Source organism: Streptomyces sp. NPDC005576, from assembly GCF_042871745.1.
Classification (GTDB): Bacteria; Actinomycetota; Actinomycetes; order Streptomycetales; family Streptomycetaceae; genus Streptomyces.
Genome location: NZ_JBIAJC010000017.1, coordinates 1 through 13,907 on the forward strand (window position 1 = coordinate 1; position 13,907 = coordinate 13,907).

Sequence of the window (13,907 nt, forward strand, 5' to 3'; positions counted from 1 at the left end):
AACGCTCGGCTGGGAAACCCCAGCCGAGCGCCTGCATAAACTACTCGCGGCCTGATCAACACAACCACGTGTTGCGACGACCCCTAGAAACCGCCGATCTCCCCGGGGCGGGCCTTTCGCATGGTGGTCGTCATGGACAGCGAGAAGGACCCCGGCGGCGGTGCGTCGGGGGCGGGGGTTCCGCGGCAGCGACCCGGATACGGCCGGCACCAGGCACCCGCCGGGTACGAGCCGGGAGACGGCTGCCTCGTCCAGCTGATCCGCGTCCCGGTCCGGATCGTCGCCGTGCTCGTCGTACTGCCGGTGCGGCTGGTCCGGGACCTCCTCGTCCTCGCGTCCCGCGCCCTGCACCGGGGGCTGCTGCGCCCACTGGGCCGTGGCCTGTCATGGGCCTGGCGACACCTGGTGGTCGCCCCTCTCTCCTGGGCGTGGACGTCCCTGGTGGTCGTTCCGGCCGTGTGGGTGTGGCGGTACCTGGTGGTCCTCCCGGGTGTGTGGTTGTACCGCGCCGTGCTCGCCCCGGTCGCCCGTGCGCTCGTCCTGGTGGCCTGGGCGCTGACCGTGTGGCCGGTGATCGCGCTCCGGCGTCACGTGCTGGTCCCGCTGGTCCGGTACGGGATCGTCGGGCCCCTCCGGTGGCTGTACCGCGCGGTCCTCGCTCCGGCCGGACACGGGCTGCGGAGCCTGTACCGCTCCGTGGTGACCCCGCTGGGACGCGGACTGCTCACGGCGGTGCGGTGGCTCGGCATCGCGCTCTTCGTCCTGCCCTCCGTCTTCGCGTGGCGGTACGTGCTGACCCCCCTCGCGCTCGCCGCCGCCTGGCTGGCCCGCACCGTGCTGGTGGTGCCGCTCGTCCGGTCCTGGCGATCGGTGCTCACCCCGCTCGGACGGGGCACGATCCGGCTGCTCCGCGCCCTGGGGCACGGCGTGGTGTGGTCGTCGCGGGTGCTGGTCGCCGTACCCGTGGCCTGGCTCTGGGCTCGCGTCCTCCTCCCGGTGCTGCGCGAGACCGGGGCGGCAGTCGTGGTGGCCTGGCGGGTCACCGGCATGATCAGCCGCGCGATCGGGCGGGCACTGGCGTGGCTGCTCCGCACCCTGCTCGTCACCCCCCTGGTCCGGTGTTACCGCACCCTCTGCACTCCGGTCGGGCACGTCGTGCGGGACTGGGTGTGGACGCCCGCCCGGAAGGCCGTCTCGGCGACCGGGCGGGCGGTGCGCGACACGGTGCGTACCGCACGTGAGGCCGTCCGCCAGGCACGGCGGGACGCCTGGCACGCGCTCATCGGCGGACCGGCGAAACATGAGGTCGGCGGAGCGGGGAGGGTTACTGCGCGTACTCTGGGTGAGGAGCACCATGCGACACCCGTGCACGGCGCGGCGCCCGCACCCGAGATCTCCCTCCCCGGCGGAACCACGAGCCGGAGGGGGTGAGCCGGAGCGGCCCCCCGTGACGACCTGTACTTCGTGGGCGGCGCGCCACCGCGCCCGCCCCGCACCGAGGAGAAGAACCACTGGGCAAGCGACAGCCCGAAGGCCCGCCGCCAGCACCGGCGGTGCAGCGCATCCGACTGCGCTACACCAAGCGCGGCCGCCTCCGGTTCACCAGCCACCGAGACTTCCAACGTGCCTTCGAGCGGGCTCTGCGCCGCTCCGAGGTACCCATGGCCTACTCGGCGGGCTTCACCCCGCACCCCAAGGTCTCGTACGCCAACGCGGCTCCGACCGGCACCGGCAGCGAGGCCGAGTTCCTGGAGATCGCGCTCGCCGAGCACCGTGACCCGCAGGTCCTGCGCGACCTCCTCAACGAGTCCCTGCCGGACGGCCTCGACATCACCGACGCCGTGGAAGCCCGGACCTCCGGGCTCGCCGACCGGCTGACCGCCTCCGTCTGGGAGATGCGCCTGGACGGCGTGACCGTCCAGGACGCCGAACGGGCCGTGGCCGCCTTCCTCGCCGCCGAAACGGTCGAGGTCCAGCGACGGGCGAAGAACGGTATGCGTACCTTCGACGCCCGCGAGGCCGTGGTCGATCTGCAAGCCCTCGATCCACGGCCCGATGGGTCCGTGGACACCGCCTGTGCGATACTGCGCCTGGTAGTGCGGCACATGACACCCGCCGTACGACCCGACGACGTCCTGTCCGGTCTCCGAGCCGTGGCCGACCTGGCGCCGCCGGTCCCCGTAGCGGTGACCAGGCTGGCGCAGGGGCTCTTCGACGAGGAGTCCGGCACGGTGACCGACCCGCTCGCGCCCGACCGCGACGCACCCCCGGCCGTCCCAGCGGCGGCCCCCGGGAGTGTCGCGACGGCGCCTGAAGGTTCGGGTTCCGCGTAAGGCGGTCGTTGTAGCGCGGCCCCGCGACCCGGGTATCCACCGGGGTCGGGCCGCGCACTGACCAGAAGACTTTCGCCAGGCCGTGCGCACCACGCGTAGGGAACCGGCGAGCCAGACATCAGCTCCCGTGCGGCGCCCGCGCCCCGGACAGCGGGGTCGCGCACCACGCGACGGCCCCGCCGGACCGGACCAGGCGCGGCGCCCGGGAGCGCGACGGGAGAACCGCCCGCATGCTTGAGCCGACCGAATCCGGCACGACCGGAAACAACGAAGAGAACACCCCCGGGGACAAGCTGCCGCCGCGCCGCAGGCGCCGCGCCGCTTCCCGCCCCGCAGGCCCGCCGTCCGGCGGTGCCGCGAAGACGCACGACGGGGTACCGGCCGCCGAGGCCGAGGCACAGCACGTCCAGATCGAGGCAGAGGCCGCCGACGCGGCGGCTCCGGCCCGCCCGCGTCGTCGGGCGGTCCGTAAGGCGACTTCCGCGGCCGGTGCGCCGCAGGGGGCCGTCGAGGCGGCCCCGGTGGCCGAGGTCGTGGAGGCCCCGGTGGCCTCCGCCGCTCCGGTCGAGGAGCAGGCCGCGGAGGAGCCCGTGGAGGCTCCGGCGCCGCGTGGTCGTCGTCGCGCCGTCCGTAAGGCGACCGCCCCGGCGGGTGCCCCGCAGGCCGTCGAACAGGAGGCCGCCGAGCAGGAGGCCGTCGAGGAGATCGGGGTCGAGACCCCCGCGCCGGCCGAGGCCGTCGTGGAGCAGGCCGAGGCGCCGCGTGGTCGTCGTCGGGCGGTCCGTAAGGCGACTTCCGCGGCCGGTGCGCCGCAGGCGGCCCCGGTGGCCGAGGTCGTGGAGGCTCCGGTGGCTTCCGCCGCTTCCGCCGCTTCCGTTGCTCCGGTCGAGGAGCAGGCCGCGGAGGAGCCCGTGGAGGCTCCGGCGCCGCGTGGTCGTCGTCGCGCCGTCCGTAAGGCGACCGCCCCGGCGGGTGCCCCGCAGGCCGCCGAGCAGGAGGCCGCCGAGGAGATCGTGGTCGAGACCCCCGCGCCGGCCGAGGCCGTCGTCGAGGAGGCCGAGCCGGTCGCCGAGGCACCACGAGGTCGTCGTCGCGCCTCCCGCAAGGCGACCTCGCCCGCCGGTGCGCCGCAGGCCGCCGCCGAACCCGCCGAGCCGGTCGGGGAGGCCCTGCCCGAGGCCGTCGCCGAGGAGCTCGCCGCCGAGCCCGAGGAGGTCGCGGAATCCGCGCCGCGCGGCCGTCAGCGCCGCCGCGCCACGGCCCCCGCCGGACGCCCGGCCGATACCGCCCCCAGCGCGGCCGATCCCGCCCCCAGCGCGATCGCTCCCTCCTCCAGCACCAACCCTCCCTCCTCCCGCCCGATCGCTCCCTCCTCCCGCACCAACCCTCCCTCCTCCCGCCCGATCGCTCCCTCCTCCCGCCCGGCGTTCACCGCCACCGAGGAGCCCGTCCGCCGTGGACGGCGCGCCACGCGCCCGGCCGTGGCCGTCTTCCAGGCTCCGGTGTTCTCCGAGCCCATGTTCCAGACGCCGGAGACCGCCGCCGCTGCGGCTGCCGCCGCTCCGCCGTACGTCGAGCCGGAGGACGAGACCGACGAGGTCGAGGAGGTGCAGCAGCAGGTCGTCGAGGCGCCCGCGCCCGTCGAGCCCGCCGGACAGACCCCTCGCCGCCGTCGCCGCCGTCGCGGCGAGGCCCCCGAGGCCGAGCAGACCGTCGCGCCCGTCGAGCCGGAGACGGAGCTCGAGCCCGAGCCCGAGCCCGAGCCCGAGGACGCGACCGACACCGAGGCGGAGCACGAGGCCGCCGACGACAACGAGTACGGCGACCGCCCCTCCCGCCGCCGCCGTCGCGGTGGCCGGCGCCGCCGCCGCGGAGACGTGGGCGACGGTGACGAGGGCTACGACAACGAGCACTCCGCCGTGTCCGACACCTCCGCCGACCATGCCGACGAGGACCAGCCGGTCCTCTCCCACGCCGACGCGGATGATGACGACGCCGACGAGGACGACGAGCGCCACGACTCCGCCGCCGGCGGTTCCAGCAGCAGCCGTCGTCGCCGTCGTCGTCGCCGTCGCAGCGGTGACGGGGTCGACAACGGCACCGACAACGGAGCCCACGGCTCCGGCGGTTCCGACGACCCGGAGCGTACGGTCGTCAAGGTTCGCGAGCCGCGCGAGCGCCGGAGCCGGGAGTCGGCCGAGCGCGAGCCCGGTACCGGCTTCGACGAGGTCCAGTCCATCAAGGGCTCGACCCGCATGGAGGCGAAGAAGCAGCGCCGCCGCGAGGGCCGCGAGCAGGGCCGTCGCCGCGTCCCGATCATCACCGAGGCCGAGTTCCTGGCCCGCCGCGAGGCCGTCGAGCGGGTCATGGTCGTCCGCCAGAGCGGCGAGCGGACCCAGATCGGTGTCCTCGAGGACGACGTGCTCGTCGAGCACTACGTCAACAAGGAGCAGGCGACCAGCTACGTCGGCAACGTCTACCTGGGCAAGGTCCAGAACGTGCTGCCGTCGATGGAGGCCGCGTTCGTCGACATCGGCAAGGGCCGCAACGCCGTGCTGTACGCCGGTGAGGTCAACTTCGAGGCACTCGGCATGGCCCACGGGCCGCGTCGCATCGAGACCGCGCTCAAGTCCGGCCAGTCGGTGCTCGTCCAGGTGACGAAGGACCCGATCGGCCACAAGGGCGCCCGTCTGACCAGCCAGGTCTCCCTGCCCGGCCGCTACCTCGTCTACGTGCCCGAGGGCTCGATGACCGGCATCAGCCGCAAGCTCCCGGACACCGAGCGCGCCCGGCTGAAGACCATCCTCAAGAAGATCGTCCCCGAGGACGCGGGCGTCATCGTGCGCACCGCCGCCGAGGGTGCGAGCGAGGACGAGCTCCGCCGCGACGTCGAGCGTCTCCAGGGCCAGTGGGAGGAGATCCAGCAGAAGTCGCGTGCCACCGGCAGCTCCAACGCGCCGACGCTGCTCTACGGCGAGCCGGACATGACCGTCCGGGTCGTCCGCGACATCTTCAACGAGGACTTCTCCAAGGTCATCGTCAGCGGGAACGACGCCTGGGAGACGATCTACGGATACGTCTCGCAGGTCGCCCCCGACCTGACGGACCGTCTGTCGCGCTGGACGTCCGAGGTGGACATCTTCGCGACGTACCGCATCGACGAGCAGCTGATGAAGGCGCTGGACCGCAAGGTCTACCTGCCGAGCGGCGGTTCGTTGGTGATCGACAAGACCGAGGCGATGGTCGTCGTCGACGTCAACACCGGCAAGTTCACCGGTCAGGGCGGCAACCTCGAAGAGACCGTCACCAAGAACAATCTGGAGGCGGCCGAGGAGATCGTGCGTCAGCTGCGGCTGCGCGACCTCGGCGGCATCGTCGTCGTGGACTTCATCGACATGGTGCTGGAGTCCAACCGCGACCTCGTGCTCCGGCGCCTGCTGGAGTGCCTGGGACGCGACCGTACGAAGCACCAGGTCGCCGAGGTGACGTCGCTGGGGCTCGTCCAGATGACCCGTAAGCGGGTCGGCCAGGGTCTGCTTGAGTCGTTCTCCGAGACCTGCGTCCACTGCAACGGGCGCGGCGTGATCGTGCACATGGAACAGCCCACGACGTCCGGTGGCGGCGGTGGCGGCAAGCGGTCCAAGAAGCGCGGCCGCGGCGCGGCCGGTCACGACCAGGACCACCAGCACGAGCACGACGAGCACGAGCACGAGCACGACGAGCACGAGCACGACGAGCAGGAGCACGACGAGCACGAGTCCCTGGCGGAGGTCGCCGCCGAGGTGGCCGAGCCGGTGGCGCTGCCGGAGCCGGAGTTCGTCCCGGACGAGGAGCTGTACAGCAGCCCCGCCGAGGCGGAGGCAGCGGCTTCGCGTGGCCGTGGGCGTCGTCGGGCGACCCGCAGGGCGTCGGCTCCGGCCGGCGCTCCCCGGGGTGCCGCTCGGACGCCGGTCGCCGCTCAGGCGCCGGTCGCCGAGGAGCAGCAGCCGGCGGAGATCGTCGAGCCGGTCGTCGCGCCCGTCGCCGAGCCGGTCGTGGAGCCGGTGGAGGAGACTCCGGTGGCACCCGAGGCCGAGGCCGCGCCGCAGGGCCGGGGGCGCCGCAGGGCGACCCGTAAGGCGACCTCTCCGGCGGGTTCGCCGCAGCAGGCCGCCCCGGCGGAGCCGGTGACGGTGGAGCCCACCGTGGACCCGGTGGCTGTCGAGGACCCGGTCGTCGAGGCACCGGTCATCGAGGCACCCGCACCCGTCGCGGAGGCCCCGGCCTCCGAGGCAGCGGCTCCGGCCGCGCCGCGGGCCCGCCGCAGGGCGACCCGTAAGGCGACCGCTCCGGCGGGTTCGCCGTCGGGTGCCGAGCAGGCGGAGATCGTCGTCGTGACGGGTACGCCCGCCGCCGCGGACGAGGTTGCCGATGTTCCGGCCGAGGCCGCTGACGTTCCGGCCGAGGACGCCGCGCCCGCCAAGAAGACGACGGCGCGCAAGACCGCGAAGAAGGCTCCGGCGAAGAAGGCGGCCCCGGCCAAGGCAGCGGCCGCGAAGAAGACGACGGCGGCCAAGAAGACGACGACCGCGAAGAAGACGACGACGGCCAAGAAGGCGCCGGCGAAGCGGGCGACCAAGAAGGCCGTCGCCGCCGAGCAGACGTCGGCCGGTTCGTCCGAGGAGTGACCTCGGGCTGACCACGTCATCACCGGTGGGCCGTCTCCCCGACGCGGGAAGCGGCCCACCGGTGCGTCCCGGGCCGCGCGTGTCGGTGCGGGGACCCCGAGGGGCCACGGACTTCCGGAGGTCCGTCCGGGCCGCGCGTGTCCGGTGCGGGGACCCGAGGGGCCCCACGGACTTCCCGGGGCCCGTCCGGGCCGCTCACGGCTCCGTGGGGCTTTCGGAGAGGCCGCTCCCGCCGGGCGCCGCCGGGTCTCCGGGCGGAAGACCCCGTACGCCGCACGGGCGCGCGGGTGTCTCACCCCGGGGGCGGTTTGACCCGCCGGGCGGTGGCCCCGTAGCCTTGCCTCTCGGCGTGTTTTTCTGTGCGCCTACCCCTGAGCACATCCCTCCCGGTGCGGTTCCGCGCCAGGAGAGGCCGCTCATCCTTCCGGATCGTCACGGGCCCCGGCCCGTGAGAGCGGCTGGCATCAGGGGGATCCGTTCCGAGCGAGAGAGAGATCCGCGTGTACGCCATCGTGCGCAGCGGTGGCCGCCAGCACAAGGTTGCTGTCGGTGACATCGTTGAGGTTGACAAGATTTCCACTGCCAAGGTTGGCGACACGGTCGAGCTCTCGACCCTGCTCGTGGTCGACGGCGACGCCGTGACCAGCGACCCGTGGGTCCTGGCCGGCATCAAGGTCCAGGCCGAGATCGTGGACCACCACAAGGGTGCCAAGATCGACATCCTTCGGTACAAGAACAAGACCGGCTACCGCCGTCGCCAGGGTCACCGCCAGCAGTACACGGCGATCAAGGTCACCGGTATCCCCGCGGCTGCGAAGTAAGGGACTGAGACATGGCACACAAGAAGGGCGCATCGTCCACTCGGAACGGGCGCGACTCCAACGCTCAGCGGCTCGGCGTGAAGCGCTTCGGCGGTCAGGCCGTCAACGCCGGTGAGATCCTGGTCCGCCAGCGCGGCACCCACTTCCACCCGGGCACGGGCGTCGGCCGTGGCGGCGACGACACGCTGTTCGCGCTGACCGCCGGTGCGGTGGAGTTCGGTACGCACCGCGGCCGCAAGGTCGTCAACATCGTTCCCGTCGCCGCCTGACTTTCCGGCGAACACGGTAACGGCGCAACACCTTCCGAGGGCGGATCGCAGCTTTCCCGGTCGACGGGGAAGCGGGTCCGCCCTCGGCGTGTTACATCAGAGACACATCCGTAGATAGCAGTACCTGGAGGCACCCACCATGACCACCTTCGTGGACCGCGTCGAGCTCCATGCCGCCGCGGGTAACGGAGGCCACGGCTGTGCCTCCGTCCACCGTGAGAAGTTCAAGCCCCTCGGCGGACCCGACGGCGGCAACGGCGGACGCGGCGGCGATGTGACCCTCGTCGTCGATCAGGCCGTGACCACCCTGCTCGACTACCACCACCACCCCCACCGCAAGGCCACCAGCGGCCAGCCCGGCGCGGGTGACAACCGTTCGGGCAAGGACGGCCAGGACCTGGTCCTGCTCGTGCCGGACGGCACCGTCGTCCTCGACAAGGAGGGCAACGTCCTCGCCGACCTGGTCGGCCAGGGCACGACCTTCGTCGCCGGACAGGGTGGCCGCGGCGGCCTCGGCAACGCCGCGCTGGCCTCGGCCCGCCGCAAGGCGCCCGGCTTCGCGCTCCTCGGTGAGCCCGGCGAGTCGAGGGACATCGTCCTGGAGCTCAAGACCGTCGCCGACGTGGCGCTGGTCGGCTACCCGAGCGCGGGCAAGTCCTCGCTGATCTCGGTGCTCTCGGCCGCCAAGCCGAAGATCGCGGACTACCCGTTCACCACGCTCGTCCCCAACCTCGGTGTCGTCACCGCCGGTGCGAACGTCTACACCATCGCTGACGTCCCCGGCCTCATCCCCGGCGCCAGCCAGGGCCGCGGGCTGGGCCTGGAGTTCCTCCGCCACGTCGAGCGCTGCTCGGTGCTCGTGCACGTGCTGGACACGGCGACGCTGGAGTCCGACCGCGACCCCGTCTCCGACCTCGACACCATCGAGGAGGAGCTGCGCCAGTACGGCGGCCTGGAGGACCGGCCCCGCATCGTCGTCCTGAACAAGGTCGACATCCCGGACGGCCAGGACCTGGCCGACATGATCCGTCCGGAGCTGGAGTCGCGCGGCTACCGCGTCTTCGAGGTCTCCGCCCTCGCGCACAAGGGCCTCAACGAGCTCTCGTACGCGCTCGCCGGGATCGTCGCCGAGTCGCGTGCCGCCAAGCCCAAGGAGGAGGCGACCCGCGTCGTCATCCGCCCGAAGGCCGTCGACGACACCGGGTTCACCGTGGCCGTCGACGAAGAGGGCATCTACCGGGTGCGCGGCGAGAAGCCCGAGCGCTGGGTGCGCCAGACCGACTTCAGCAACGACGAGGCCGTCGGGTACCTCGCGGACCGGCTGAACCGGCTCGGGGTGGAGACGGCCCTGATGAAGGCCGGCGCCCGGGCGGGTGACGGCGTGGCCATCGGCCCCGAGGAGAACGCGGTCGTCTTCGACTGGGAGCCGACGATGATGGCCGGAGCCGAGATGCTCGGCCGCCGTGGCGAGGACCACCGTATGGAGGCCCCCCGCCCGGCCGCGCAGCGCCGCCGGGACCGCGACGCCGAGCGGGACGACTCGCAGAAGGAGTACGACGAGTTCGACCCCTTCTAAACCGTGTGAGGAGCACCGGGGCACGCGCCGCCCGGTGCGGGCCCCTTCACCGGCGACCCCAGCAGGGCCCAAGGGCCCGCGCGGTCGCGGGTGGAGGGGCCCTCGCGTGTTTCCGGGGGTATCCGGGGGCTCGTGCCTCGTGCCGCACCGGGGGCGGTCCCGCACCCCGGCATCCCAGCACCCCGAAGCGCCCGTCGCGCCGCTGGCGCGGCCGGAAGCGGGCGCGCGTAACCGACGGTCGCCGTACGCCCGGACGGGTGAGCCGCGGCGGGAACCGTCGGCCGGTCGGGTGAAACGGCAGGGCGGTCCGCACCGCTCAGGCGGGCCGCCGGACGCTCAATCGTGTGGCGTCGGTCACCTGCTCGTGAGGCACCTTCGCAGGTAACGGCCCTGCTCACACGGGAACGGTGGGTGTCGTCCATGCGACGGCCACTCGACGTCCACCTTGCGAGATGGTAACGGAGAGTGCAACCATCGGGGGGTTCCCGAGCCCTCGCAAGGTAGGTCGTCTGTGTCTGTGCAGCACATAGCCCAAGCCCGTACCACAGCAGTCGTGCTAGCCGGAGGTACCGGTCAGCGCGTGGGACTGTCCATCCCCAAGCAGCTGCTGAAGATCGCAGGCAAGGCTGTCATCGAGCACACCCTGTCGATCTTCCAGCAGTCCGAGTCGATCGACGACATCATCGTGCTGATGACGCCCGGCTATGTCGCCGACGTCGAGAAGATCGTCGCGAAGGCCGGCCTGACCAAGGTGGTCCAGGTCATCGAGGGCGGGGCGACGCGCAACGAGACCACCGAGCGGGCCATCTCCGTGCTCGGCGAGGGCCTGGCTGAGGGCGAGGACCGCAACGTCCTCTTCCACGACGCCGTGCGCCCCCTGCTGTCCCAGCGCGTGATCACCGACTGCGTGGACGCCCTCGGGCGGTACGAGGCGGTGGACGTCGCCATCCCGTCCGCGGACACGATCATCGTGACCCGTACGCACGGCGGCGACGGCGAGTTCATCACCGAGGTGCCCGACCGCTCCCGCCTGCGCCGTGGCCAGACTCCGCAGGCGTTCAAGCTCTCCACCATCCGCCGGGCCTACCAGGTCGCGTCGGGCGACCCGAACTTCCAGGCCACCGACGACTGCTCGGTGGTCCTGAAGTACCTGCCCGACGTACCGATCTACGTCGTTGCCGGCGACGAGTACAACATGAAGGTGACGCAGCCGGTCGACGTCTTCATCGCGGACAAGCTCTTCCAGCTGGCGTCCACGGCCGTGCCGTCGCCCGCCGACGACGCGGCCTACCGGGAGGCGCTGACCGGGAAGACCATGGTCGTCTTCGGCGGCTCCTACGGCATCGGCGCGGACATCGCCGCGCTCGCCGAGTCGTTCGGCGCCAAGGTCTACGCGCTCGGCCGGTCCACGACCGGTACGCACGTGGAGAACCCGGAGCACATCGACGCCGCGCTCTCCACGGCCTACGCGGAGACCGGACGGGTCGACTACGTCGTCAACACCGCCGGAGTGCTGCGGATCGGCAAGCTGGCCGAGACGGACACCGCGACGATCCAGGAAGCGCTGAACGTCAATTACCTCGCGCCGGTCCAGATCGCCCGCGCCTCGTACAAGTTCCTCTCCGAGACCAAGGGCCAGCTGCTGCTCTACACCTCCAGCAGCTACACCCGGGGCCGTGCCGAGTACAGCCTGTACTCCTCCACCAAGGCCGCCATGGTGAACCTCACCCAGGCGCTCTCGGACGAATGGGCCGCCGACGGGGTGCGGGTGAACTGCGTGAACCCGGAGCGCACCGCCACACCGATGCGTACGAAGGCCTTCGGCGACGAGCCGGCCGACTCGCTGCTCTCCTCCGAGGCGGTCGCCCGTACCTCGCTCGACGTCCTGCTGTCCGAGATGACCGGACATGTCATCGACGTCCGGCAGCAGGACCCGACCCGGGGCGCCTCCGAGGCGTCGGGCTTCGAGCAGGCGCTGGCCGGCGTGTTGGACCGTCAGGCCGATGTGTAATACTGATTGACAATCCACCTTTCGGACCCCTGTCGTTCACTTCACGTGAAAGGCAGGGGTCCGAATGCATGAATCTCATTCTTCACAATTCCCCCGCAAGGTATTAGTCGGAACCCTCGGGAGCGGTACTTCGTGTTTTCGAAAGCCATTCGCGTGGCGAGAGTGGGCAGCGGCTCTGAACTCGCAGCCGCAATTCTCCTGGCCCTGGGATTCCCGTGCATCATGCTCGCGGCGATAATTCCCAATATCTGGTTCTTCGCCGCAGCGGTCCTTGCGACGTATCTGGCCGACCGGTATCTGCACCACTGCGGCAGTTATCTCATCAATCGCCTCGCCGCCGTCCGGGCCGGCCTGTCGATCCGCTTCCTGGTGCGTGAACTGCTCCTGATCCTGCTCATGTCGCGCATGGGGTACGGCGAGGGGGCGATCTTCTACACGACGGTCGCCTGCCTCCTGGCGTTCTACGGGCTCCAGGCGCCGCAGAGCGCGATGGTGACCCTCGTCCGTCTCCGCCGCAAGCTGCCGGTGGTCACCCGGAACATCGACCTCGGCCCCGTCGGGATAGGGGACGCCCCGCCACGGCTGCTGATGAGCCGTCCCGCCGAGAAGATGCTCCACCTCGACCTGTTCGCCATGGTGGGCGTGCTGGTCGCACTTCAATCCGGCACCCGGGCGTTCGCCTACGCGGGCCTCGCGGTGACGCTCTTCCTGGCGGCCGTCTACATCCTCGCGCTGCTGCCGTACGTACGGCCCAGCCGGCTCGTACCGCCGGAGGCCAAGATCCTCGCGGCCGTCGACACCTGGCTGCAGGAGTACAAGCCGACGGTCGTCCTCTACTTCTCCGGCTCCAGGGACTCGGCCTACCAGGCCAACATGTGGCTGGAGACGATGGGCCGGCTTGACGGCCGGCCGCTGATCCTGCTGCGCGAGCGGGCCATCGTCCCGCAGCTCGCCGGGACCTCCGTCCCGGTCCTCTGCGTCCCCGGCGGCGTGCACCTGATGAACATGGACCTCTCGACGGTGCGGGTCGCGCTCTACGCGGCCAACGTCGGCAAGAACATCCACATGCTGCGCGTGCCGACCATGAAGCACGTCTTCATCGGGCACGGCGACAGCGACAAGCTGGCCAGCGTCAACCCGTACAGCAAGGCGTACGACGAGGTCTGGACGGCGGGCCGGGCCGGTCGCGACCGTTACGCGCTGGCCGACGTCGGCGTCCGCGACGAGGACATCGTGGAGGTGGGACGGCCGCAGCTGGCCACCATCGACACCTGGACCGGTACCCCGAAGAACCCCATCCCGACCGTGCTGTACGCGCCCACCTGGGAGGGCTGGGACGACAACCCGGGCAACACTTCGCTGCTGCTCGCCGGCGAGAACATCGTCCGCCGGCTGCTGGAGTCCGAGAAGCCCGTCCGGGTGCTCTACAAGCCGCACCCGTTCACCGGCACCCGCAGCCGCAAGGCCGCCGCCGCACACCTGCGGATCACCGCGATGATCGAGGAGGCGGCCGCCCGCCGCGCCACCGACCCGCGCTGGGCCGCGGAGAGCGAGGCCCTCCGGGGTGAGCAGGCCGAGGCCGCGGCCGAGCTGGTCCGTATCGAGGCGCGGCTGGCCCAACTGGCCGGCGGTGCGAGCGAGACGGCTCGTGACGAGGCCGAGCTCTCGCGCAACTCCTTGGCCGATCCGGCGCGTGAGGCGGAGACCGCGAAGCTGCGGGACGAGTGGAACGCCGCCTACTGGCGCTCGCGGGGCTGGTGGCAGCACCAGGTGATCTCGGGATCGACCATGCGTCTGTACGACTGCTTCAACGAGTCGGACGCCATGGTTTCGGACATCTCCAGCGTGGTCTCCGACTTCATCGCCAGCGGCAAGCCGTACGCGGTGACCGACTCGGCCGAACTGGGCGAGGAGGAGTTCAAGCGCCAGAACACGGCCGTCCGGGCCGCGGTGATCCTCTCCAACGACGCGAGCGAGCTGGACCAACTGCTCGCGGCCGTGTCCGACCCGGCCGCGGACGACCGGGCCGAAGGCCGGCGCGAGTTGAAGGAGTACCTGCTCGGGCCCGACGAGCCGTCCTCGCTCGTCCGGTTCGACCGGGCCGTCCAGGCGCTGGCCGCCCGGGCAGAGTCGCGCAATCTCCGGGCCGCCCATCTCGGCGAACCCGTAGGTGGCTGAATCTCGGCCGAGCTGTAGGCGTATCCCAGCTGAACCGCAGCCGATCCCGCAG

8 protein-coding genes are annotated in these 13,907 nt (G+C 71.8%); all 8 read left to right on the plus strand.

Annotated features, from left to right (window positions below; translation table 11 throughout):
* The first annotated feature begins 132 nt into the window (after positions 1 to 132).
* The 8 genes from ACFYPN_RS27195 (at position 133) to ACFYPN_RS27230 (ending at position 13,855) form a co-directional block, all read left to right on the plus strand.
* Positions 133 to 1,431, plus strand: a complete 1,299-nt coding sequence (locus ACFYPN_RS27195; protein ID WP_389301801.1) for a hypothetical protein — start codon at positions 133 to 135, stop codon at positions 1,429 to 1,431.
* A gap of 122 nt (positions 1,432 to 1,553) precedes the next feature.
* Entirely contained in the window at positions 1,554 to 2,333 is a 780-nt protein-coding gene (locus tag ACFYPN_RS27200) for a TIGR03936 family radical SAM-associated protein (RefSeq protein WP_358765720.1), read from the plus strand.
* A gap of 230 nt (positions 2,334 to 2,563) precedes the next feature.
* Positions 2,564 to 7,000 (plus strand): Rne/Rng family ribonuclease, encoded by a 4,437-nt coding sequence (locus tag ACFYPN_RS27205; protein WP_389301803.1) that lies wholly within the window; start codon positions 2,564 to 2,566, stop codon positions 6,998 to 7,000.
* Between the two features lie 500 nt (positions 7,001 to 7,500).
* Positions 7,501 to 7,821 (plus strand): 50S ribosomal protein L21, encoded by a 321-nt coding sequence (gene rplU, locus ACFYPN_RS27210; protein WP_008738952.1) that lies wholly within the window; start codon positions 7,501 to 7,503, stop codon positions 7,819 to 7,821.
* Positions 7,822 to 7,832: 11 nt separating this feature from the next.
* Entirely contained in the window at positions 7,833 to 8,090 is a 258-nt protein-coding gene (gene rpmA, locus ACFYPN_RS27215; RefSeq protein ID WP_014045902.1) for a 50S ribosomal protein L27, read from the plus strand.
* A gap of 139 nt (positions 8,091 to 8,229) precedes the next feature.
* Positions 8,230 to 9,666 carry a GTPase ObgE gene (gene obgE / locus ACFYPN_RS27220; protein WP_358765716.1) on the plus strand — a complete coding sequence of 479 codons (1,437 nt, stop codon included), beginning with the start codon at positions 8,230 to 8,232 and terminating at the stop codon, positions 9,664 to 9,666.
* A gap of 511 nt (positions 9,667 to 10,177) precedes the next feature.
* Entirely contained in the window at positions 10,178 to 11,677 is a 1,500-nt protein-coding gene (locus ACFYPN_RS27225; RefSeq protein ID WP_358765714.1) for a bifunctional cytidylyltransferase/SDR family oxidoreductase, read from the plus strand.
* A 132-nt stretch (positions 11,678 to 11,809) separates the two neighbouring features.
* On the plus strand, positions 11,810 to 13,855 hold the full coding sequence (locus ACFYPN_RS27230; RefSeq protein ID WP_358765712.1) for a hypothetical protein: 2,046 nt from the start codon (positions 11,810 to 11,812) through the stop codon (positions 13,853 to 13,855).
* Positions 13,856 to 13,907: the final 52 nt, after the last annotated feature.

Excerpts from the sequence above, each read along its gene's own strand:
- ACFYPN_RS27195 (WP_389301801.1), top strand. The coding sequence starts at position 133 with ATGGACAGCGAGAAGGACCCCGGCGGCGGTGCGTCGGGGGCGGGGGTT.
- ACFYPN_RS27205 (WP_389301803.1), top strand. The coding sequence starts at position 2,564 with ATGCTTGAGCCGACCGAATCCGGCACGACCGGAAACAACGAAGAGAAC.
- rpmA (WP_014045902.1), top strand. The coding sequence starts at position 7,833 with ATGGCACACAAGAAGGGCGCATCGTCCACTCGGAACGGGCGCGACTCC.
- obgE (WP_358765716.1), top strand. The coding sequence starts at position 8,230 with ATGACCACCTTCGTGGACCGCGTCGAGCTCCATGCCGCCGCGGGTAAC.